The organism is Actinomycetaceae bacterium MB13-C1-2, from assembly GCA_035621235.1.
Classification (GTDB): domain Bacteria; phylum Actinomycetota; class Actinomycetes; order Actinomycetales; family Actinomycetaceae; genus Scrofimicrobium.
This window is the reverse complement of record CP141731.1, coordinates 1662905-1686229: the sequence shown is the minus strand read 5'-3', so window position 1 is coordinate 1686229 and position 23325 is coordinate 1662905. Positions and strand designations below refer to the sequence as shown.

Here is a 23325-nt window from a genome sequence, read left to right as displayed (position 1 = left end):
GGAACTACGAATGACTCGGTGTCCGAAGTTCAAGCCCCTCGGGCGACTGGACCCCACCCAGTCGGAGAGCGAAGCTGACGAGGAGCGGCCAACCTGGAACTACGGAATGAGACGGTGCCCGGAATCTGGCCGACGCAAAGGTCTAGATCGGGAAGTCCGCCGAAGCGCGCGCCGTTGAGATAGCACGGATATCTTTGGCGACCTCCAGGTGATTGGGGTCCACGTTGTACTCTGACAGCGCTTCCTCGTCTACAAAGTCGGCCACCAGAGCCATGTCCCAGTTACCCTCGACGGCCACCGTGTTCGGCGAGGCGGTCGCGGCGATCAGCCCCGGAACTACACCAACCAGAGCTTCCAGGCGATCAGAGAGACCTCTTACTGCCTGTTCGCGTAACGTGATGTCATCAATGCCGATTCGCCAGACCACTACGTGTCGAAATGCCATTAGTTCCCCTTAGGTGTGCTTTGGCTGAGCCGCCAACTAAAACAATAGGCTCTTCATACCAGTCATGTCGAAGGGACTCTCAGGGCCGAACGGTCATGATTGTCTCGCCGGCAACAACTCGCTCCGTGGAAACGGGTATCACCGAAGTCAGATCCCTTGTATTGGTAATGAGAGTAATGACAGTTGGATCGAGACCGGCCCCAATAATCTCTGCAAAATCAACCGATGCTAGGGGTTCACCTACACCGATTATGTCGCCCGCCTTCACCAGGGCCTCGAATCCTTCACCCTTCATCGACACGGTATCGACGCCAATATGCAGCAGAACCTCGACTCCGTTGTCGGCCTTGATGGCATACCCATGACCTGTTCGGAACGCCACCGCTACGGTGCCAGAGGCCGGAGAGCGAACCAGTGCGGGTCCTTGATGCGCTTCATCGGGAATGATTCCGATGCCACTTCCGAGCATGCCGGAGGCGAACACCTGATCCGGGACCCGATCCAGTGACACGACTCGACCGTCAATCGGAGCCTTGACCATCAACCGACCATCGATAGAACTAATCGCGGATCGCCCGACTGGAACTTCATCAAACTTAGGCATTAGGACCCCAAAATCAGTTCCAGACGCGGGGCGACACCGCCAACTTAGTTCCCCAGGGGTCAACAAGCCGCAGAGTCCGTCCGTCATCCTCTGAACCGATTTGGTGGAACCTCAGCCGCTCAGCAAGCGCCTCGACATCCTCGCGCTCTGGAACCATGATCCGAACATCCCCGAGGCCGAGACTTGCGGCGCGAGGACCTGCACCCGCACTGTTCCAAGTGTTCATTCCGATGTGGTGATGATACCCGCCAGCCGATAGGAAGAGTGCACTCCCCATATCAAGCGTGACGTCAAAACCAAGAATGCCCTCGTAAAACACCCTCGCGGTTGGAATGTCACCAACCTGCAAATGAACGTGTCCGATCATCGCCGAAGCGTTCGAGTCATTCGACGTCGAAGCGATCATGTCCGTGTCGTACCACCGGGCGAGAAACTCATTGGGATCGAGGTACTCGGTGCCCATGCGCACCGTTCCGTCGGCGCTGACGTCCCACTCGTCGCGGTCCCGATCACGATAGAGCTCAAGTCCATTTCCCTCCGGATCGGCGAAGTAAAAGGCTTCGCTCACCAAGTGGTCGGCACTACCTTGATACAGCGAACTTGCCTTCTGGGCCATTGATCCGAGAGCGCTGGCAAGTCTGTGGGAATCCTCGAACACGATTGCCGTGTGGTAGAGACCAGCACTGTTCTGGCTCCTCGGTGGCAAGTTCTTCTCATGTCTCAATACAATCGATGGGACTCGCCCACTACCCAAGGTTACTGTGTGGCCAGATTGATCAAGTACATCGAGAGTGAGGGCGTCACTGTAAAAATGCGTCATCAAATCCAGGTCCCGCACCAGAAGCTCAACTATGTCCAACCGCGTCGCATCCGGTGCAGCACCGTTAGTGGAAACGGGTCCAACCGCCCACCGCGGTAGGCCGGTACTCGACGCTCTGCCGGGCGCGGATTCCTTATTACTCTCCGCTTCCCCAGACAAGACCGAAAGCAGCGAATCATGCGGATGGCTATTGTCGCCGCTACTCGTACCGACCATTGCGGTAACCTCGCTTAGCTCCTTAGCCGCCAACCTTTGCCATGTGCCTCACTCCGCGTAATCCAAATACCGCTGCCGGTCCGATAGTCGAGCCTGGCCCCGGATATGTATGGCCCATGACCGAAGCCGTGGTGTTGCCTGACGCGTACAGACCCTCAATGACCGAACCATCCTCACGCAATACGCGAGCATCCTTGTCCGTAATCAGACCGCCCTTAGTTCCCAGATCGCCCGCCACAACCTTGTAGGCGGTGTAGGGACCCTGATCCATCGCTCCAAGGCAGGCGTTTGGCGTTACTGTTGGGTCACCGTAATACCTGTCATACAGCGAGTCTCCCTTGCCGAAATCCTGATCTCGCCCGGTCTTGGCAAATCCAGTCACTCGATCCGCCGTAGCACGCAGGTTTTCCGGTGGCACCCCGATCTTTTCAGCAAGTTCCTCGATGGTCTTCGCCTTGTGCAACAACCCCTTCTCCGCCATGCCCTTCATCAGTCCGGGCATTATCGAAAAGGTCCGGAAGTAGCGTTTGTTGTAGGGACCCGAAGTGATCATCCAGAAGTCGCCGCCACGGTCATGTTCAAGCATGTGATGGCCGAGGTCCACATATGACTCAGCCTCGTTCGCAAAACGCTTACCATGCGAGTCAACGATCATCGAGTACGGCAATGCTCGCTCCCCAACGATGAACCCCATGTTGGGGCCGTCCTCAATCGGAGCGAGCGAGGCACCCCACCACGCATCATCCATATAGTCGACAGCCGCACCGATCTGCACAGCAAAATCGATCGGAAGGCCCACGTTACTTGGCGAGCCCGAGGAGTAGCCATGTACGTGCTGATACTTCTCGCGCCACTCCTGGTTGGACTCGAAACCACCTGCTCCGAGCATCACCCCGCGTCGAGCCCTGAAGATTCGCCCTCCCTCGGGACTCTCCGCGCGCACCCCGACAACCCGATCGTCTTCAGTAAGTAGTTCCACCGCAGGGGTGTTGAGCAGAAGCGGTACGCCCGCACTAATCAGGGTCGCATAGGCAAAGTTACCCGCCAATCCGCCTCCGAGTCCTACCTTCTTCTTGCCGGTAGCAAAGCCCCCCAGTGTCCGGAAGACGAACTGGGCCCCACGGACAAACCCGTCAGGGGTGGACCAGGCTCGGCTCAGCAGGTATGTATCGTCTGTGCGCATGGGAATTGGGATTGCCCCGCGCTGAGTTTTCGCCCAGTCCCCCAGCTTCTTCGAGTCGAAGATCCCGCCTTCGACTGCACGTCCTACTTTGCCGCCCGGTAGTTCGGGATAGTAGTCGGGATACTTTGGCGCCCTCGTGAACTGCATGCCGTGTCGTTCTGCAGTATCGATGAGGTCGTCAACGCTGTCGATGTAAGCCTCGATACGCTCCCTTGAGGACGCGGGTCCTGGCTCGCCGATCGTCGCGAGCATGTACTCGAGCGCTTCTTCCCTTGAGTCGGCCGCGCCGTCGCGCTTCATCAGCGGGTTGTTTGGCAGCCACATGCCACCCCCTGACATCGAGGTATTCCCGCCCCACTGCTCAGAACTCTCGAGCATCACGACACTCAAACCCTCGTCGACTGCAGCTAAAGCGGCAGCAAACGCGGCACCACCTGATCCAACAACTACAACGTCATAGGTCTCTTCTTTAGGTTTCGACATTTGTCGCTACCTCCCTCTCTAGTGCACTGCAACACCGAACAGGACATCCTTGTCCGCATCAGGATACAGAAAATCACGTGAGGAAAGCGAGGTTTTGGCTACCTGCTGAAGTCCGTGGGTGCAGCACCGCAACACCAACAGTCTGAAGCTCGTCAACCGCGGTGAGCCCTTACTGTGAAGGTATTGTTGAGAAATGATCATTGCAGTTCCCGTCACCGCAGACGAAGAAGTTGACCCTCGTTGGGGCAAAGCCAAGAACGTTGCACTCGCAAAGGTCGAGGAAGGGGCAATCACCGCTTGGGAAGTGTTCGACGTCGGCTGGGATGCCCTTCATGATCAGGGCGAGCACGGTACTCACCACGGTCGAATCGTACGGTTTCTTCGCGAACACAGTGTCGAGGCCGTGGTAATCAACCATGCTGGGGCGCCGATGATGAACACAATGGCAAAGATGGGGCTACGCATTGCCATCGAAGCGACCGGACCCGCAAGGCAAGCCGTTCTACGCGCAGAAAAGCTTTTCTCCGAAACAGACTAGAAAAATAGGCGGACACCGGTCCGGCGCGAGTCTCCCATCCTCCGACCGTTCTGTCTTAACTGACAGCTGCAAGTTGACCTGATGCCGCCAAAGCGACGTAAATCTGTTCACGCCAGGTCACGACGACGGTAGCCAACGAAACCGACGATGATCAAAATGAGGCTAATGCCAATAAGCACGGCAATCCCGGTCCATGATGCGTCGGCCATAAAGATTGACGGGACGTGATGGAACGGGTTTAGAGCAACCATTGCTTCCGGTAGATCAAACAACGCACCGAACAGCGTCAGGAATACCGACACGACGATGACAACCCAGGCAAGAACGCTAGCCCTGGGCAGAACCCCAACAAGTGCCGTAGCGACCGCCAGTACGATCCATGATGCAGGGATCACCGCGAGCATCTGAATTAACACCTCCCCCGCTGAATGGCCGATATCGGAACCCTGAACAAAGGCTGAGACAACGCCCGCAGACAGTAACATTCCCAGCGCGCTTGAGCTAAGAGCAAGCAAGACAGAAGCACCAAATAATCGCGGGCGAGACACCGCGGCCCCCAGTACAGGATCAACGCGACGTTCGAGTTCCTCGGACCTCAAGTTGAGGATGATCTGGACGCCAACAACCGTCGAGATGATTCCCACCATGGTGAGCACCATGGTTATGACTCCACCCGAGAGATCATCAGCGCTCACAGTGCCCGATCCAAGCAAAGCTTGGATCATCGGGTTATCTGAAAATGAGTCTTGAACCTCGGTGACGAAGTAACCGAAAACGACTCCAATTACTGTGAACGCAGCCGACCACGCAATCACTGTGCTTCGATTGAGACGCGCGGCCAAACCCCAAACTGTGCGAATGCGACCGCGGGCTCTACCGGATCGCTGTGGAAGTATCCCCACTCCGAAGTCGCGCTGAGACTGCAACAACGAAGCAACAATCAGTAGAAACAGGGTTAGCGCGATGCCGAGCAGCAGCGGCCACCACCGCTCTTCTGACGTACCAGCATTGACTTCACTCATCCAACCAAGCGGGTTGGCCCACAAAGTCCATTCCGGGAGGACTAGGGAATAGCTGAAACCTCTGAGCGCATAGAGCGCAGTTAATGTCGCCACAGCGATTGTGCTCGCACTTCGCCGGTCTGACCCGAGTTGTGCGCTAACGGCCGCGAGACCGGTGGCCATCCAACCCGTAACCGTGAACGTCGCGCCGATCAACATTTGGGTTTTCCAGCTACCACCCGTAGCTACTCCGGCTAGACCCGAGGCGAGCCCGACCAGAACCGAACCGATTCCACCCAGCAAACAGGCTGTCGTCAGGCGTGCTCCCCGTCCAAGAACACCCGAGGCGAAGAGCTCAGCCTGTCCTGAATCCTCCTGTCCCCGCGATGCCTTGGTCACCAGAAGAATCACGCCGATTCCAACCAGAAGGCCTCCGAGGGCTAGGTTTCTCCATGCGCTCAAACCATCTGCGGTCGAAAGGTCTCCGACTGGACCGAGGATCAGTCCGATAGCGGGGTTTGCCGCAAGCACACCCTCAATCGATGCCACGTCTTCGGGGCCGGACACTAGAACATCGAAACCGGCGACCGCCGAGGCGGAGAGCGCGACCCCGACTACTGACCATGCCATGAGCGCCAATCTGTTCTGGCGCAGAGTGCTTCGCAGATACGGCAAAGTACCGGTGAGAAGCCCGCTCATGCGGCGTGATCCTCGTCCTCTGCGGTCCGGTGATCCACTCCCTCGTAGACATCGAGAAACAGTGACTCAAGTGAGGGCGGCTCGACTGTTAGGGACAAAACCCCGCATGGAACAAGTGCCGCAACCACTTCACCGACCCTATTTGAGTCAACCTTGGCCGTGAGGCGAATCCTGGATTCGTGTCTCGGCGCAGCGGTGATCGTTTGGACATCAACGTTCGAAAGCTCAACCAGAACAGTCCGGGGCGGATTCGTGGCCAGATCGGCTTGAATCCGCGACTTAGTCCCAGATCGGAGTTGATCGAGGTTTCCAGTCTCCACGACAGATCCGTCCCGAATTATGCTCAGTCGATCTGCGAGCGCCTCTGCTTCCGAAAGGATGTGACTACTAAGCAGAACGGAGGTTCCCTCGGCCTTCTCTTCTCGAATTACGTCCTGGAAGACGCTCGCCATGAGGGGATCAAGACCCGACGTCGGCTCGTCGAGTAACAACAGCTCAACCCTAGAAGAGAGAGCAGCGATAATCGCGACCTTCTGTCGGTTGCCCTTTGAGTACTGCCGTCCTTTCTTGGTTGGGTCAAGTTCAAAACGCTCGATTAGGTCACTCCGGCGTCGCTCGTCAAGTCCGCCCCGCAGATGTCCTAACAGGTCGATGGCCTCTCCTCCGGTCATTCCGGGCCACAGGGAAACGTCGCCGGGAACGTACGCCAGGCGCCGATGAAGTGAAACGACATCCTTCCAGGGATCCTGTCCGAGAACACGCGCACTGCCACCATTTGCACGTAGCATTCCAAGAAGTACCCGCATCGTCGTGGACTTGCCCGCGCCGTTAGGGCCAAGGAACCCAAGTACTTCGCCGCGTCGAACCTGTAGATCAAGCTTGTTAAGCGCCCGCGTCCGGCCGTAAAACTTCGTAAGTGCACGTATATCGATTACTAAGTCATAGCTCGCCGAAGCAACCTCAGTCTCGGATTGGTTTTCGCTGCTCATCAACGGGCCTCTTCATCCGGAATCAATGCCGCTTTCGGGTGCTTCCAAGAGTAGTCCGAGACGCTCCCCCATCGTCTTCACGGACCAAGTATCATTTTTTGCCGTGAATGGTGCTCAGAGAATGGTCGTATTGGCTCAGGCCGCATGGGCTTCAAAGACCGTCAAACTCGCTGCGGAGCCTCCCGGCGAACGTTCGGGCATGGTCGGTGAGGGCCGTGATGAGCTCCGACTCGTCGCGGTCGGCGACTCGATAATCGCCGGATGTGGAGTCGAGGACCAAGCGGATTCTCTCACCCCTAGACTTGCGGTAGGAGTAGCAGAGAAAGAGGGAAAACGAGTCAGCTGGGAGACTCACGCGCAGTTGGGTGCCACTATGAAACGAGTCAGATACCGCTTCCTACCCGAGATAGATTCAACCCCTGACATCCTGTTTGTCTGTGCGGGATCCAACGATGTCATGGCCAGAAGAAGTATTGCCGAATGGGCCGATGACCTGCAGGGAGCTCTTGATGAAGCTCAGGGACTGTGCGACCGAGTCTGGGTATGTAGTTCGGGCCAACCGCATAGGAGTCCGGTCTTGCCGCGTACTCTCCGTAACGCGCTAGAGCAACAGGTCAACGCACAGACCGAGGCAAGTGTCGCGATCTGCGCCGAGCGAGGAATTCCTTTTGCCGATGTCACCCATATACCTCTCCCACCTGCCTTCTGGGCTTCCGACGGATTCCACCCTTCCGCCGTCGGTTACGAGGTTGCCAAGGACAGCATCCTCGCGGCAGCCTATAGCTGAACTTTCGTCTGTTCGCTCTGAGGAACCGGCCGTTGGGTCACCCGGTGTCGTCGCCCAACTTTGCGATAACAGTTGCTCTGCACAAGAGCCCCACGTCCGTGTTGCCGCCCGCAGCAGGCTCACGGCTTGCTCCAGTTCTTCCTACCGCTAGCGCTTCACTCTCAGGGTTAGCAGTTCAAATGGCTTCAGCGTCACTTTGATGGTTCCGTTGGAAGCATCAAGTGCCGCCGGATTCAAGAACTCTTGATGGAGACCCGACTGTTCCAGCAGACCGACAACCTCGACTCCCCTATTTGGGAAGTCAAAATCCAGCTCAGCACGGGCACGATTGCCACGCGGCTCGAACAGACGCAAGATCACATCGCCGCTACGGTCCTCTGCCAGCTTGACCGTCGCAACATCCACACCACCAACGACATTCACAAGCGGGAGGAGGTTTTTCTCCGCTTCGTTCGATGCCTCCACTCGGCGGAGCGGCAGATTCAGTTCGTAGCCTCGATCATAGGCATCACGGACCGTGGCACCGACGGAGAGTGCGTGGTGGAAGATATGCCTGCCCTGATCAGCCACCGGATCCGGGAACAAAGGAGCACGCAACAACGAGACGCGTACTAGAGTGCCAGCGCCGGAACTGGTTCTCGTTCGCGTGACATCGTGACCATAGGTACAGTCGTTGGACAGGACGACGCCGTAGTCCGATTCTGCGGCGCGGAGCCAGCGGTGTGCCACAGTCTCGAACTTCGCTGCGTCCCATGAGGTGTTGTCGTGGGTCGGGCGACGCACAAAACCGAACTGCATCTCGGACTCAGAAGTCTCCGTCACCAAATCCAGTGGGAAGGCGAGCTTGAGTAACTTCTGCTTCTCATGCCAGTCCACCTCAGTGCGAATATGTAAAGTTGCGTCGGTGCCCGGAGCTAGCCACACCGTCTGTTCAATCGTCGAGTTTGAAAACGACCGACGGATGCGCAGAACAGGTCCTCCGTCTGGGCTCTCGACCCTGTCAATCTGGTCCACATCCCTAAGATCGGTTGCGACCCGCTTGTAGTGCTGCTCGATGTCCCAGGCCTCCCAATTATTGGGGATATCGCGGAACAACTGGAGCAGGTTCCCTGCCTCACCGGCAGGGATAACCTCGCGCTTCTCCGCGACGTCATATATGGAGGTGACCAGACCCTGCCTGTCAACGGTGATCTTCACGGCGGGATTCTTAAGTATCCATTCATTCTCCACCACGGTCAGAGTCGCAGGCGACTCGGTCTCGGTGGTGCCAATCCCAAATGCGGGGACACCCTTTCGGGGGCGAGGAGATGCGTTGGCAACAAGCTCGCTCTTTACTCCCCCTCCGGCCACCAGATTACTCAGGCTCGTTTCGATGAGCTCCTGGAGTTCTGCTTCGATTTCCTCGTACTGTTCTTCTGCTTGGCGGTGGACCCAGGCGATCGATGAACCTGGAAGGATGTCATGGAACTGCATCAAAAGGACATCTTCCCAGATTCGCGACAGCGCCTCATACGGGTACTCTGCGCCGGTGCGAATAGTGGCCGCGCTGGCCCAGAGTTCCGCCTCGTAAAGCAGATTCTCGCTCCGGCGGTTGCCACGCTTGGTACGGTGCTGTGAGGTGTAGGTGCCCCGATGATACTCAAGGTACATCTCGCCGATCCAGGTGGGAGCATGCTCGCCATACTGGGTGAGGGCGTCGTCGAAAAACTCGTTCGGATCACTCATGCGAACCTTCGGTGAGCCGTCAAGATTGGCAAGTCTGCGACCCTGGAACACCATCTCGCGAGTGGGGCCGCCACCACCATCTCCGTAGCCGAAGGGGACGAGGGACTTGTTGGCCAGTCCCTTATCGTTGAAATCACGCGAAGCCTTCTCAATCTCGGGCGAGTCCAAAACCGAGTTATAGGTTGCGACCGGTGGGAAGTGGGTGAAGACGCGGGAGCCGTCTATGCCCTCCCACCAGAACGTTGAGTGGGGCATGATGTCAGTGTCATTCCAGGTGAGCTTCTGCGTCAGCATGTCACGCATACCTGCCTGGCGGGCAATCTGCGGCAAGAAACCCGTGTAACCGAATGAGTCGGGGAGCCACACCGACGCGGGATCAAGGTTGAACTCCTGCCTGAAGAAGGATTTGCCGGCGACGAACTGGCGGGCAAGGGCCTCACCTCCAGGCATGTTGGTATCCGACTCAACCCACATTCCGCCGACTGGAACAATGCGACCCTCGGCGACGCGCTGCCCGAGGCGTTCATAGAGGGATGGGTACTTCTCCTTTATCCACTTGTACTGCTGAGCGGAGGAAAAAGCGTACTTGAAGTCATCCAGTTCATCCATTAGAGCCAGAACATTGCCAACCGTGCGCCCGACCTTACGTTCGGTTTCGCGTGTCGGCCAAAGCCAGGCAGAGTCGATGTGGGCGTGGCCGACGGCGTAAGCCTCGTGCACCGAAGCTCCTGCCGGTCGAGCTAATGCATCGGCAAGCTGAGCGCGTCCTGCGATGGCGGTTCCGTGAACATCGTCGGGGTTGATGGCATCGCACATGTTCTCTAGAGCGACGATGATCTCGGCGCGACGGGGCGAGTTCTCAGGTAGAACATCAGCCAGGCTACGAAGTGTGAAGGCATCAGCAACGAGGGCCTCGGCCTCAGTGTCAATTAGGGCAACGTCAAGCTGACGGACGGAATAAATCTTCTGATCACCCGCAGTTGCCTTGTCCCCCATTTTGGTGGGGTGAGTCCATGCGCCGCCGGGCACATCGGGGTTTGATGCACCCTCAACATAGAGATCGACCTTGCCCTCTTCGGTCACTGGGGCGAGGGGAACGAAATGATTCCGCGGCGAGATTCCTTTGATTAGGTCTCCGTGTGGGCTCCACGCCGCAGCCTCAGCCTGGAAGCCTGCCTGCGCCGCGATCCACCCGAGGTCGATGAGCAGTTCGGCGCGGGTGCCGGGAAGGGGCCAGGACTGCGGAACCCGTCCCTCTAGGTGAAACCAGGTTGTTCCCCATGGTTTGCCCCAGGGCATGCCAAGCTCGCCAGGAATAAACTGACCTGTCATAGCCTCGTCAAAGTGCACCGGCTCGTCGGGGGCCTCCCAGAATGTGAAGCTAAGGGGCTCGGTCTCCCGAACCACTGCGGGAGCAATCCATTCGCGAACGAAGCGATCAATGCGGCCGAGGCTAATGGCGGACGTGTCATGCATGATGAACTCTCGGGTAGGTGCGGAAAACTCTGAGATCGAGCATAACGGTGAAAGGAGGGGACAGTAGAACCCGCAGAGTGTCAGTCAGGGGCCCATATAGCTTTCGTGATCTGCGCAGTCTCGGTACGCAATCTGCCACACGGGCAAGTACACGTTGATACCTTCCTCGTCACGGTCCCTCAGCGTCTGGAACCACATGCTCACCGCCCATGCGGATATCCGGTGTGGCCGTCTTATTGAGCTACTCGGTGAGGACGTGTTCACCGCCCATGAGAAGATCCAACTAGATCAGAGACAAGGACGGGCCCGATCCGAAGTGTCCACCACACATGCGGAGCCATCCCTAGATCAGAGATAGAGATGGGGCAGATCCCGCGTGCCAGCCACTTGTGCGGAGCTATCAACGGTCTTTCGATCACGCGGCGACCAGACTCAAGTTCTCATCGCCGCTGTTGAGAAAGTCAGCATCGGCAATACCAGAGTCAACAACGCCCGCACCGACATCACCACTGGTTACGCAGTCAGCATCACTGAAGTGGGCGGCAACAACGTCGGGGCGAATAGACAGCGTGTCTACAACGGCAGGGCCGCGCGCCTCCACAACGGCAATATCAGCAATGCCGTGAACAAGATCGGTGTCTACAACGTTCCGGTTAACGAAACCCGAGCCACCAGACCCAGGACCAACCCCATTATTCCGGACGCGCTGTTTCTTTCGAGCCTCAAGTTTCTCCCGGATTCGTATAGCCTGATCGGCCAGTACTTGATTCATCCATTCTCGCCGTGGATCATCTGGATACAGACTCTTCAACCAGTTCGGCGGCCGGACCAATGGAACTCCGTGGTTCATCTTGATTTCCCACCCATTGCTATCAATCGTCGAGTGGTGAAAGCGGCACAGAAGCACTCCATTGTCCGTGTGCGTCGGCCCACCGAACGCATGAGGCATTACGTGGTGTACCTCGCACCACGATGCTGGAACCGTGCAACCAGGGATCACGCACCCGCCGTCACGCAATGCAATCGCCCTCCGCTGCGTCGCCGAAAAAATCCGAGCGGGAGATCCGAGTTGGGTTATCCGCCCGAGGCTGTCCCTGACCACCGCCTGAATTACAGCTCCACAAGTCAGACCGCTGACGGTATTCATAGACAATGGCGTCGGTGCACCATCATGGCCGATCAACCATGCCGGACTCACGGAGCCAGAACCAACTCGAAGGTTGTCTGCAGGTGCAGGGCCCCAGCAAGACTGATGGTCTGATTCGAAAACTGAACCAGGACCAGAATCCGGGCGAGTCCCTAAACGACCAGGAGCGGAGTCAGAGCCGTCGATCCCACCTTCCATGTATTGCCAGCCGAAGTGTCGAGCAAGGGACTCTTCCCTCACCTCCACCACGATCATTGCGTTAGCACCCTGTAGCACCGGAAGATCTCTACTAGAAAGAGCCACATTCAAAGCAGTCGCCAGGGCGTCGTGACGTCGCTGACCCGCCGTACGATCATCGGTCGGATCTGCTTCTGAAGCCAAACCTGAGTCCAAGACATCAACCCCGGCGTCTACCTCAGGATCAGTCTCTGTCTCAGTATCGGGCAAGTACGCACCGCCAATTGAACTGCTATCACGAACCGTTGCCTCGTATGCCTCTGCCGAAGTCACCCGACCATCAGCCTTAGCACGAGGGTTGTTGAGCGAGTCGAGAACCACACCAAACGCAGCTGCGGTCTCCGCAGTAAGTAACCCCGTAACCTTCGACAGTCCGTCCCTCGTTGGCCCCACATTTAGGAAACGCCCACGCAACCTGAGATCATCGTCCGGTGCCGTGCCATCGGGATCCAACGCCTCGTCCCACTTCAGGCACAAGCGGCGAATGTCATCAGCATGCAACGCCATTCCCGGAGCATCACCGGCACCAAAATCGAAACCTGTGGCTGCCTGAACCAGACTGCGCTCCGCGAAATCCAGATCGTCGACATTCGAGGGACGCACCTTCTCAGCAATAAGCCGGGAGATATGTCCGGCCGAGTCCACATTCAGGTAACCGGACTCAAGCGCACTGGCGACGTGTTCCTGGAGTGGCGGTAGTTCCTCCCCCAACAGTGAAACGCGAACCGCAGTCTGACGACCAAGTCTTATTCGCGCAGAAACAACGCGAGCTGGCTCGCCAGTGAGCCGCTGAACAAGCTCCACAGAACTGCGGCAGCCATACTGCTTAGTCAGCGAGTCCTGACTCAACGATCCTTCCGACATCGACCAGATTTGTTTAGCGATCTGGGTCTGCAGCTTCTGTAGACGATTCATTTCCAGAGCGACGCACCTACATAGACGAAGCAGCTCTTCTCCCTCAAGAGAGGCCACTTCGCTCGCGGTCACGTCCAAATCGGTCATAACTCATTCTACCAAAAATCGAACATATGTTCGATTACGAGGAGATGACAAATCACCCCAGCAAGCCCACGAAAAACAAGAGACCCACGGACCACGCCAGGCCAAACGGACTGTCGGTTCTAAATCAGAGGTTCACTCTTTCAGACATGATGCATCGAACTGGATTAGGTCTTCGAGATTGAGGATGACATCCGGGGATTGTCTGCGAACTCCAGAAATCCGAAGTCCGAAGTCCAAAAAGTGGATTCGGCGGCACAGGTCAAGACCGCCCGCGATTCGTTTTCTGCACTAGCTCTACGAGTCCGGATACAACTTCAAGAACAGGATCTTCCTCATACATCTCCTTTCGGTACGTGTGTTCAAAGTCGTAGCCTTGAAGCATGAACTCCAACGACGGACTGCCGAACGGGACTGACGGCGAACCATCACCGCGACAGATGCAGACACGGGCGATGAGTTCGTTCGTGGCCGTGGTCCGTGAGCCTGGGCGATACCTATCTAACGATTCCGAATCTGATAAGTCCGAAAGTGTGCGAATCTCTCCTCTTACGGATCTACCTCTGCCGTCAGTTGCCAAGACCGCCATGTCCGAGCTGGACGAGGTTTTCTCACGCGCCCGAACTACCCAAGTTCAGTGGGAGCGTCTTCCAATCTCTAGTCGCGCCAAGCTGCTCCGCACATTTGAGTCGCTGATGTGGAAGTACCAGGAGCAAATTCTCGACGTGATTCAGTGGGAAACGGGGAAGCCACGAAAACACGCGTTCGAAGAAATACTCGACGTTTCCCAAAACATCGGATTTGTGACAGGAAAAGGTCCCTCGATCTTACGAGATCGTGCGACTTCTGGCGCCGTCCCCATCCTTTCCAGGGCGACGGTGTCCCACCATCCGATTGGTGTTATTGGTGTCATCGCCCCGTGGAATTACCCCTTCACTCTAGCCATTTCTGATGCCTGCGCGGCCCTCTTAGCCGGGAACTCGGTGGTCCTGAAACCCGCCTCACAGACGCCCCTATGTGCGATCATGGTCTGCTCTTTGTTACAGCGAGCCGGTCTTGCGCCGGGAGTGTTCCAACTGGTTCTCGGCCCGGGCAAGACGGCGGGAGAAAGCGTCGCCAGGCAAGCGGACTATGTAATGTTCACCGGCTCAACAAAGGTCGGATCCCATATCGCCGAACTCTGCGGCAGCCGGCTAATCGGGTTCTCCGGTGAACTAGGAGGGAAGAACCCCTCCGTGGTGTTCTCGGATGCCGACCTTAAAAAGTGGGCCGAAACAGCGAAAAGGGAGTGCTTCTCAAACTCGGGTCAGCTATGTGTCTCAATCGAACGGATTTTCATTCACGAATCGGTTTGGGACAGGGCACTTTCGCTACTCATCGAGGCCGTGGCGACGCTGAGGCCAGGACGAAACTTCCAGTGGACAACGGACTTCGGGCCACTGGTGGACTCAGCGCAGTTTGACAGAGTAAATAAGCAAATCGATGACGCGATCTCGAAGGGCGCGACGGTTCTTACCGGAGGACGACCACTGCCCGAACTCGGTCCCACCGGATACTGCCCGACTCTACTCACAAACGTCACCGAAGAGATGCAACTGTATTCCGAGGAGACCTTCGGCCCGATTGTCGCGCTGTATCCGTGGAGCAATCAGCACCAGATGGTGAACAAGGTGAACAACAGCGCCTACGGACTGAATGGGTCAGTCTGGAGCTCCGATCGATCCAATGCGATTAGAGTTGCAGGCCGGCTTCAGGTCGGTTCCGTCAGCATCAACGAAGGCTACGGAGCGACCTGGGGATCAGTGACCGCACCGATAGGTGGGTTCAAGAGTTCAGGCGTGGGACGACGCCACGGACCCGAAGGACTTCTCAAATATACCGAGACGCAGACAGTAACCACTGGGCCCAAGAGCCTCGACCCCTGGCTCGGAATGAGTGCGAGGACCTGGGCTGAAATCGAGGGTGCTCTGGTACGGGGTCGAAACTTGCTCTGGCGACTCACAAGTCGAGCGTGAGGCTCTAAGCTTCACGCGCTTCTAGACAAAGAAACAGCAAAATTTGTCGGGGTGACAGGATTTGAACCTGCGACCCTCTGCTCCCAAAGCAGATGCGCTACCAAGCTGCGCCACACCCCGCAGTCACCGACGAGCGGCAACAGAGACGATCATACGCGAGACAGACACCCAATCGCGCCCTCAATCCCCTCTATTGGGAGAACCTTGGCAAAGATCACCTCTCCTGCTACCGAGTCTTCGACCAAGTATCGCTCCACTACGTCGAGGAGCACAGGCACTTCGCGCCATCCTTTATCAGACACCCAGAAAGTTGAGTGCCAAAAATAGGATGAAAGAGGTCAAAAGACTAGCTCCCCGCGCGATTGACCCCCTAGACCGTGCAGAGACGACGCACCGCAAGACAAGCGGGCAAAAGGCCTTACTCGGGGGTCAAGCCAAGCAAGAATGACACCAAGAGATGTTGATTAGGTACGTCAAGTAGGAGCCAGCTTGCGGCGCCGACCACTAGAGCCGACCACTAGATTCGGTGAGCCGACTCGCCCGCCCCTGTAATTAGGACGGATGCTCTGGCACCGTTGTCGGGGAACCGCTCCAAATAGGTCTCAAGCCAGTTGTCGGCCCACTCTTGTGCGCCGTCCTTTGGAATCAGCGCCCACACCGAACCGCCGAAACCCGCCCCGAAAGCTGAAGCAGCCGCAGCTCCAAGATCGCGCGCGATACGCTGCAACGCGTTGGTCTCGTCGATTTGGTTGTGCAGGTTCTGATCGGCGTTTTGATGAGAAAGATCCACCGCAGCGCCGAACGCCTCGACGTCACCGACCTGAAGCGCAGCCTCCGCTACTGGAATGACCTCCCCGGTCTCAACCAGGTAAGCAAGTAAACGCTCCATCAGGTCCGGCCGCTTCGCAAGCTCCGGGTCATCCAACAAGAGCTGCCCGAGTTCCTCCGCTGCATTCTCCGACTGATCGATCACCTGGGCCAGCGTCAGACAGTTGGAATCGTGGGCGCGGTTCCATACATCTACCAGTTCCGTGACTCGCAACGAAACGTCGTTGTAGGAATGAAGCGCCGCGCCCGTCTTTTCTGCCAGAACCCCGGAAACTGCAACAGCAAACGTCCATCCGTCCGGCACCGGCACCGGCTCATGCGCCGCGAGCGGGAAGTACGTTATCGGTGTCAGGTACTCCGAGATGCAGTTCAACATTGCGGCATGATCCTGCGACCCGCCAAACGTACCCACCCCACTGGACCCCTTCAGTGCCTTGAAGTCAGCGCCATTCTCGATGGCTGCAGCGTAACCAGCGAGGTCTAAACGATCCTCTAGACTCTGCCGCCATTGCGGCAACTCCCAAAGGTCGTTATGGTCGGCCAGCGCCAGCGCAACCGCAACAACGAGCGCAGACGAGGAACTCATTCCCGATGCCAGCGGCAACGTCGAGTCGACCTCAACCGCCGCCGCCTTCAACTCGCCGAAATTCTGCGTTAGCCGATCAACCACCGTCTGCACGTACCGCCCCCAGTGTCCCGAGGGTAAATCCAGACCTTCTCCGGCGACGACCGTCACGGCGTCACGTGAGAGGGTAGAGTGCGCCTCAATCGTTCCGGGCCGAGCAGTGAGAAGGTCCGTAGCAGTCGCGGTGACTCCCTGTTCGGTCGCCACCAACAAAGACCGTCCCCCGGCGTAATCAACGTGCTTTCCAAGAACCTCGATCCGCCCAGGAACGAACCAGCTCAAAGGGAAACCTCGGTACCATCAAGCGCGGCAGCAACCGATGCGATGTCGTCGCGATTCGACATATCCAGAACGCCGTCCTCTGAACGAACGATTGAGAAAGGCTCTCCGTCGTCCATTGCCTGACGAACCGCGTCAATGATCTCGTACTCACCGCGGGCCGACTTGGGTATCACCGCCGCTGCGGCGAAGATCGGTTCAGTAAACTTCCATAGATTCATCGAAACCATGGCATCATTGCCAAGAGTAACAATCTGTTCTTCGCTGGGCTTTTCAACGACGTCTACCAGACGTCCCTCTTCGTCTCCGGTTGCGAGTGCAAAGGCAGCAACGCGGTCCGAGGCAATGTTGGATTTCTCGAACATTGCGACGCGGTCGAATCCGACCAGGCCAGCGCCCTCCATGTCGCGGAGCGCCTCGTACGCCGCCACAGGATAGTAGTTGTCAGAGTTAAGAACCAGGAACGGCTCGCCCGCTGCAAACTCCTCGGCTGCCCGAAGCGCATCCGCAGTTCCGAGCGGCTCTTCTTGAACAGCATATGAAATGGTGACACGGGACTTCTCGACGTTGTCATAGTAGTCGCGGATCATGTCGTGCTCGGGACCAATGACCAGGCAGATATCGGTGAAGTCCGCGTCCGCAAGTGCACTGATAACGTAGTCAAGGAACGGTCGATCAATTGAGATCATTGCCTTAACGCCGCTGTCCGCAGCCTTTCGTTGTTCGTCGGTCAGTTCGGCACCCTCTGATTCCTTCCTCATGCGCGATCCGAGGCCGCGCGCTAGGATGACCGCCTTATGTTGTTTCGGACCGGGTGCAACATTGTCTTTGTCGATGCTCATATTCCTACCTTAGGTTGGTTCTGCCTGCCCACGAAACGGATCTAGTCTTGCCATAGACGCTACTAGAACACTTACGCCAAGTCAGGGAAAGCTTCCCTGACTCCCGGGTGTACCAGTCTCCCGTCACGAGCGTTAACCCCTGGAGACAGCGCACGATTATCGTCGACCGCATCCTGCCATCCCTTGTCCGCAATCGACAAGACGTATGGGAGCGTGGCGTTTGTCAGAGCATACGTGGCCGTCTCGGGCACAGCACCCGGAATGTTGGCGACGCAATAATAGAGGGAGTCGTGGACCTGGTACACCGGATCATCGTGTGTCGTTGGCCTAGACCCTTCGAAACAACCACCCTGGTCAATTGCTATATCGACGAGGACCGAACCCGGTTTCATGCCTGCAACCATCTCGTCAGTGACCAGCTTCGGCGCCTTGTTCCCCGGGATCAGGACTGATCCGACCACCAGATCCGCTGCGGCAACTGCCTCGGCAATGTTCATGATGTTTGAGGTCCGCGTCTGAATCCTCCAGTCGAGGATGTCTTCTAGCTTCTTGAGGCGTGGAATGGACAGATCAATCACCGTCACCTCTGAACCAAGACCTAGAGCTATCTTCGCGGCCTGCTCTCCTGCGACCCCTCCGCCGATAATGACGGTGTTGGCACGACGAGTGGTCGTGACACCGCCAAGTAGCAGACCTCGCCCTCCGTTGGGCCGCATCAGATAGTGCCCACCGATCTGCGGTGCCAGGCTGCCAGCGACCTCGGACATGGGAATCAAAAGGGGCAGTGATCCGTCTGGGAGTTGGACAGTCTCATAGGCTATCGCCGTGATGCCGGAGTTCAGAACGGCCTCAGTGCATTCTCTCGATGCGGCAAGATGCAGGTACGTGAACAGAACCTGGCCTGGCCGCATCAGGTTGTATTCCGGTCCCACAGGTTCCTTGACCTTCAAAATCAGGTCGGCCTGTTGCCAGACTTCCTCAGCCGTGTCGATTATCTGCGCGCCCGCCCGGGCGTACTCCTGATCCCAAATAGCGCTGCCATCTCCAGCCCCCCGCTGAATCAACACCTCGTGACCACGAGCAGTCAGTTCCATCGCTCCCGCTGGCGTCAGAGCCACCCTGAACTCATTGTTCTTGATCTCTGTTGGAACGCCGACGCGCATCTCTCCCCCTCCGCCTGCCACTACTTCGATCTTGCGCTCAACGATCCTCGTTGCAACTCAAGAGCCAATTCCACCATACAGCGGGAAATGGTTCAGCAACCGATTTTGTGTCATGCGCCCGACTTGGATGCGTCCCTAACGTGCGGGCACAATGAGATCATGCCTACGGATTTCACCAAGACCCGCGAACGCAGGATCGTTTTTGTCGATGTTGACGGGACCATTACCGATAATTCGGGAGCGGTTCCTGCGTCTACTCCGACGGCTATCAGGCAGACGCGAGAACGAGGGCATCTGGTCCTTCTCTGCACGGGGCGTGCCTATCGCGACATCCCCGAGGAAGTGTTGGCAATCGGCTTCGATGGAGCCGTCACCAATGGCGGGGCAACTGTTGTCTTCGGGGACAAGACGCTACTTAACCAGACGCTCACTGTCGAACAGGCAACCCGGATGCTCGACTACTTTGATTCCAACGGGCTACAGTACATCGCCCAAACCACCGGGTTAACCCATCGCAGTACCAACTACGTGTCTTCGATGGAGCAGTATCAACTAATGCTTAGTGCTGAGGGTGTCGAGGCGGACTTTTCCGAGATCATTGACTGGCTTGGTCTTATGCCACTAATTGATACCGTTGATCTGAACACCATTACCAAGGCCGCATTTGTTGGCCTGGACCCAGAATTGTTGCCCAAAGCAAAAGCCGAGCTTGGCGACGACTTCTATATCGTGAATGGTTCGCTTCCAAACGCCGCCGGTTTCAGCGGAGAAATCGCTCCACCCGGCATCACGAAGGGTACCGGGGTCGAGATGGTTCTCGATCACCTGAGGATGAGTAAAGAGCAAGCAATTGGCATCGGCGATAGCCACAATGATGTGGACATGTTTGAAGCTTGCGGAACCTCGATCGCGATGGGAAACGGCGAGTCCGTTCTCAAGGAGATCGCGAACTTCGTTACGGCGGACGTTGACGCTGACGGTGTTGAACTGGCGCTCGCAAAGCTGGGGCTGATCGAACCGAGCGAATAGGTAGCAGGCGGCTTCAAGACCCAGCGTTCTGCGCCGCGAATCCGTTTCCTTGATCGCGCAGGGGTCGGAGAGTTGCGGGCGAGTGGGCTAAGGCTTGTCAGTCAGCTCGATCGAGGGGCCAGCGAGAGGTGCTGTCCTGGTTGGCAATACAGGGGCGAACTTGCGGAGCGAAATCCTAGTTTTTCCTGTCACGCCCAGGCTGAACCACGCCCGAAACCTCGACGATTGAACTGGGAGCCTTCGGACTGTCCCCCTCATCCGCACTGTCTAAATCCCGTTTGCGGTCCGAACGCCACCAGACGAATAACAAGATAGCCGCCACCAAAGCAATGGCCGCGACATCAACCCAGACGTTCGACAGAATCGAGCTGTTCTTCTGAAGCCATGCTGACAACGAGCCCGGCAGTAGGTCGGGCATGGTTACAAGGCCGTTGGTCGCCCAGAACAACACTCCAACACCGACCATTAGCAGACCGGTGACCACCGAAGTCGAGTGAAACCGACGCCCGAATACCTCAAAGGTCCTCCCGCGCAGACGGCCACGCCCCTTCTCTCCCATTCGGTTCCACAGCAGCGCGATGATCAAGAGCGGCACAACCATGCCGGCCGCATAGATAGCCAGCAGTAGGCCAGCGGTTACCAGGTTCCCCTGGGCCGCGGCAAGAGTCAGTACTGCACCAAGGATCGGACCCGCGCAGAAACCGGCGAGTCCGCTGGTCGCTCCAAGAAGGAAGGACTTAACCAGGCCCACACTACCTGCGGTTGTGTTCTCAAGCTTCTGGGAACCGGGCAACATCTTCGAGGCGTCGAAGCCAATTCCGAAAACCGTCATGATCCCAAAGACGACCAGCAGCAGTGACGCGCCGTTGATGATCAGCTCGCGGTGAGAGACAAACAGGCTTCCCAGGACTCCTGCCCCGACACCGAGGGGAACCAGAACCAACAACAGTCCCACGTAAAAGACAACTCCGTGGATCAAGAGTCTGGGGCCAGACCCCACAGTTGAGGCGAAAAACGCGGGAAGCAGTAGTGCCGCGCACGGACTTAGGATCGCCAGCATTCCGCCGACGAACGCGGTGAGCAAGCCTACGTCCACGCTTAGCTTCCCGCCAGTGCGAGCTTCTGGTTTAGTAGCTGGACGAAGTACTCACTCGGTTGCGCGCCAACGACCGGTTCAAGACCCACCAGGAATGACGGGGTCGAACTGACCCCCATGCTCAAGCCTAGATTGGCGTTCCGCTTAACGGCATCTAGCGTGCTCTCTGCGTTCAGATCTTTGGTGAACTTTGCTTGATCGAGTCCTAGTTCGGAGGCAAGCTCCGTCAACGACTCTTCACTCAGTTCTGCGGGGCTTCGGGTGGCGCCGTCAGCAAATAGCCTGTCATGGTACTCCCAGAACTTGCCCTGTAGACCCGCTGCGTACGAGGCCGCGGCGGCACGCTCTGAGTCCTCACCAAATATGTTGACATCGCGCCATTCAATGCGTAGTTTTCCGTCCTCCACATACTCCATCATCAGCGGGAGTGTTTCTGTGCTCCACTTGGCGCAGTATCCGCACTGATAGTCAGAAAAGATCACCATAGCGACCGGGGCGTCCACCGGACCGGCGGCCAGTGGATCATCAGGATTTCGTTCCTCAGCAAAGGCGAGTTCCGCGTATGGATTCTCCTCCGATCCGGCAGATTCTTCGGTCTCGGTGATCACGGTGTCTTCTGGGACCTTGCCCTCTTCACTGGACTGCGGTACGTCTACGGGCGCGTCCTTTGCGTCGTCCTTTCCTGAGCCTGACTGCATAAACAGAACTGCGGCGATCAGAATTACCGCCACCGCCACAATCAAAAGAGGGATTACGGCGCGATTACGCTGCTGGATCTCACTGCCTGAACTCAAGGGAAACCTCCGCGGGGTCTGCAAACTTCTTCCACCCTACTGGGCCGAGGGCGGCTGGAACATTTACGGGCACAGACTGTGAGTCAGCGAACGCTCAGGTGACTCACACAGTTTCAAGTGCCGCCTCAAGATCAGCGATCAGATCCTGCGGATCCTCGAGCCCGACCGAAAGACGAAGGTGACCGTACTCCTTGAACGGTTGCGGATAGTAGACGACTCGAGGACCTTCGTTACTCACGTGCATTATCAGGGTCTCGTCATGTCCGAGTGACACCGCAGAGGTAATGACACGCAGGCTTGAGACGAAACGGTTCTGGGTGTCCCGATCCCCCTTGACTGCAAAGCAAAGCATTCCACCAAAACCTCGTCCTCCGAACTGGCGGATCGCGAGTTCGTGTTGCGTGTGCGACTCCAGACCCGGGTAGAAGACGTACGCAACCTTCGGATGCTGTTCAAGGAAATCCGCGATCTTCCGGGCGTTGGACTGATGCCGTTCCAGACGAAGGGGAAGTGTTACTGAGCCGCGTTGAATCAGCCATGCGTTGAATGGAGAAATTGCGCCACCAACATCGACCATCGCGTCAGACTTGATCTTCTGGATCAGCTCCTTGCTTCCTGCGACCGATCCACCCATCGCGTCCCCGTGACCGTTGATGTACTTGGTTAGCGACTGGACCACAAAGTCAGCCCCGTCCTCAAGCGGTCGATATAGAGGGGGAGGAGTGAACGTCGAGTCGACGCTAAGTAGCGCGTTGTTTTGGTGGGCTACTTCTGACAGGGCAGCTATGTCGGCAACCTTGGTTGTCGGATTTGCGATTGTCTCCGTGTGGATCAACCTCGTGTTCGGTCGGAGCGCCGCCCGAACTGCTTCCAGGTCACTCACGTCGACGAACGTCCCCTCAATACCGTACTTCTGGGGGAAAAGCTCCTCGAACAAGCGCCAGGTCGCCTCGTAGGTCGTATCCGAGATAATTGCGTGGTCGCCACTGCGAAGGGTGGTGAAGAAGACTCCGTGTAGCGCGGCTACCCCGGTTGCCAGCACCACAGCGTCTTCACCCCCTTCAAGGGCGGCGATCTTACGCTGGAGCGCAACCTGATTTGCTCCGGTATTCCTGGTGTAGAGGGGAATATCGGTGCCAGACCAGTCGACAGTGGAAGGATCGTAGGGCAACGAATACGAGTTGGCCATGATTATCGGCGTCCGTATTGCTCCCGACCCCCTATCGATCGAGTTACCGACATGAACGGCCTGAGTATCAAAGCCCAGCGAGTCGGGATCTGCCTTATCCGGGCGACATCTCATTT

At 57.3% G+C, this 23325-nt stretch carries 19 protein-coding genes and 1 tRNA gene; 4 read left to right on the top strand and 16 right to left on the bottom strand.

Going from position 1 to position 23325, the window contains the following annotated elements:
• Positions 1-142 precede the first annotated feature (142 nt).
• The 4 genes from U6G28_07355 to U6G28_07340 form a co-directional block, all read right to left on the bottom strand.
• Positions 143-445, bottom strand: a complete 303-nt coding sequence (locus tag U6G28_07355; protein ID WRS29344.1) for a Dabb family protein — start codon at positions 443-445, stop codon at positions 143-145.
• A 79-nt stretch (positions 446-524) separates the two neighbouring features.
• Positions 525-1049, bottom strand: coding sequence for a glucose PTS transporter subunit IIA (locus U6G28_07350; protein ID WRS29343.1), 525 nt, complete (start codon positions 1047-1049; stop codon positions 525-527).
• A gap of 13 nt (positions 1050-1062) precedes the next feature.
• Positions 1063-2085, bottom strand: a complete 1023-nt coding sequence (locus U6G28_07345) for a VOC family protein (GenBank protein ID WRS29342.1) — start codon at positions 2083-2085, stop codon at positions 1063-1065.
• Positions 2086-2107: 22 nt separating this feature from the next.
• Positions 2108-3751, bottom strand: a complete 1644-nt coding sequence (locus tag U6G28_07340; protein ID WRS29341.1) for an FAD-binding protein — start codon at positions 3749-3751, stop codon at positions 2108-2110.
• A gap of 193 nt (positions 3752-3944) precedes the next feature.
• Here U6G28_07340 and U6G28_07335 point away from each other — a divergent pair, with 193 nt between their 5' ends.
• Positions 3945-4289, top strand: a complete 345-nt coding sequence (locus tag U6G28_07335; protein ID WRS29340.1) for a NifB/NifX family molybdenum-iron cluster-binding protein — start codon at positions 3945-3947, stop codon at positions 4287-4289.
• 107 nt (positions 4290-4396) lie between these two features.
• Here U6G28_07335 and U6G28_07330 read toward each other — a convergent pair whose 3' ends face one another.
• Both U6G28_07330 and U6G28_07325 read right to left on the bottom strand, forming a co-directional pair.
• Positions 4397-5989: a hypothetical protein gene (locus U6G28_07330; protein ID WRS29339.1), complete on the bottom strand. Its 1593-nt coding sequence runs from the start codon at positions 5987-5989 to the stop codon at positions 4397-4399.
• Complete coding sequence (locus tag U6G28_07325) at positions 5986-6978, bottom strand: ABC transporter ATP-binding protein (GenBank protein ID WRS29338.1); 993 nt, start codon at positions 6976-6978, stop codon at positions 5986-5988. The genes U6G28_07330 and U6G28_07325 overlap by 4 nt, the downstream gene beginning before the upstream one ends.
• Before the next feature lie 121 nt (positions 6979-7099).
• On the opposite strand from U6G28_07325, the gene U6G28_07320 reads away from it, so the two are divergent.
• On the top strand, positions 7100-7765 hold the full coding sequence (locus tag U6G28_07320) for an SGNH/GDSL hydrolase family protein (GenBank protein WRS29337.1): 666 nt from the start codon (positions 7100-7102) through the stop codon (positions 7763-7765).
• Between the two features lie 147 nt (positions 7766-7912).
• Here the strand turns inward: U6G28_07320 and U6G28_07315 are convergent, their stop codons facing one another.
• Both U6G28_07315 and U6G28_07310 read right to left on the bottom strand, forming a co-directional pair.
• On the bottom strand, positions 7913-10966 hold the full coding sequence (locus U6G28_07315) for a glycoside hydrolase family 38 C-terminal domain-containing protein (GenBank protein ID WRS29336.1): 3054 nt from the start codon (positions 10964-10966) through the stop codon (positions 7913-7915).
• A 415-nt stretch (positions 10967-11381) separates the two neighbouring features.
• A complete protein-coding gene (locus U6G28_07310; GenBank protein WRS29335.1) occupies positions 11382-13352 on the bottom strand; it encodes a DUF222 domain-containing protein in 1971 nt (656 codons plus the stop codon).
• Between the two features lie 380 nt (positions 13353-13732).
• On the opposite strand from U6G28_07310, the gene U6G28_07305 reads away from it, so the two are divergent.
• Entirely contained in the window at positions 13733-15364 is a 1632-nt protein-coding gene (locus U6G28_07305; GenBank protein ID WRS29334.1) for a succinic semialdehyde dehydrogenase, read from the top strand.
• Positions 15365-15410: 46 nt separating this feature from the next.
• On the opposite strand, the gene U6G28_07300 is transcribed toward U6G28_07305, so the two are convergent.
• From U6G28_07300 to ald, 5 genes are all read right to left on the bottom strand, one after another.
• Positions 15411-15484: transfer RNA gene (locus U6G28_07300), tRNA-Pro, on the bottom strand.
• A gap of 29 nt (positions 15485-15513) precedes the next feature.
• The gene (locus U6G28_07295) at positions 15514-15666 is read right to left on the bottom strand and encodes a hypothetical protein (protein WRS29333.1); all 153 of its coding nucleotides are present in this window, start codon (positions 15664-15666) and stop codon (positions 15514-15516) included.
• A gap of 215 nt (positions 15667-15881) precedes the next feature.
• On the bottom strand, positions 15882-17099 hold the full coding sequence (locus tag U6G28_07290; GenBank protein WRS29332.1) for a galactokinase family protein: 1218 nt from the start codon (positions 17097-17099) through the stop codon (positions 15882-15884).
• A complete protein-coding gene (locus U6G28_07285) occupies positions 17096-17938 on the bottom strand; it encodes a nucleotidyltransferase family protein (protein WRS29331.1) in 843 nt (280 codons plus the stop codon). Before U6G28_07285 ends, U6G28_07290 begins: the two co-directional genes overlap by 4 nt.
• A gap of 71 nt (positions 17939-18009) precedes the next feature.
• Positions 18010-19101, bottom strand: a complete 1092-nt coding sequence (ald, locus tag U6G28_07280) for an alanine dehydrogenase (GenBank protein ID WRS29330.1) — start codon at positions 19099-19101, stop codon at positions 18010-18012.
• A 159-nt stretch (positions 19102-19260) separates the two neighbouring features.
• On the opposite strand from ald, the gene U6G28_07275 reads away from it, so the two are divergent.
• Entirely contained in the window at positions 19261-20130 is an 870-nt protein-coding gene (locus U6G28_07275) for an HAD family hydrolase (GenBank protein ID WRS29329.1), read from the top strand.
• A gap of 175 nt (positions 20131-20305) precedes the next feature.
• Here U6G28_07275 and U6G28_07270 read toward each other — a convergent pair whose 3' ends face one another.
• The 3 genes from U6G28_07270 to U6G28_07260 all read right to left on the bottom strand — a co-directional run bounded on the left by U6G28_07270 (position 20306) and on the right by U6G28_07260 (position 23323).
• The gene (locus U6G28_07270; GenBank protein ID WRS29328.1) at positions 20306-21226 is read right to left on the bottom strand and encodes a cytochrome c biogenesis CcdA family protein; all 921 of its coding nucleotides are present in this window, start codon (positions 21224-21226) and stop codon (positions 20306-20308) included.
• Positions 21227-21228: 2 nt separating this feature from the next.
• Positions 21229-22020 carry a thioredoxin domain-containing protein gene (locus U6G28_07265; protein WRS29327.1) on the bottom strand — a complete coding sequence of 264 codons (792 nt, stop codon included), beginning with the start codon at positions 22018-22020 and terminating at the stop codon, positions 21229-21231.
• A gap of 103 nt (positions 22021-22123) precedes the next feature.
• Entirely contained in the window at positions 22124-23323 is a 1200-nt protein-coding gene (locus U6G28_07260) for an aminotransferase class I/II-fold pyridoxal phosphate-dependent enzyme (protein ID WRS29326.1), read from the bottom strand.
• Positions 23324-23325 lie beyond the last annotated feature (2 nt).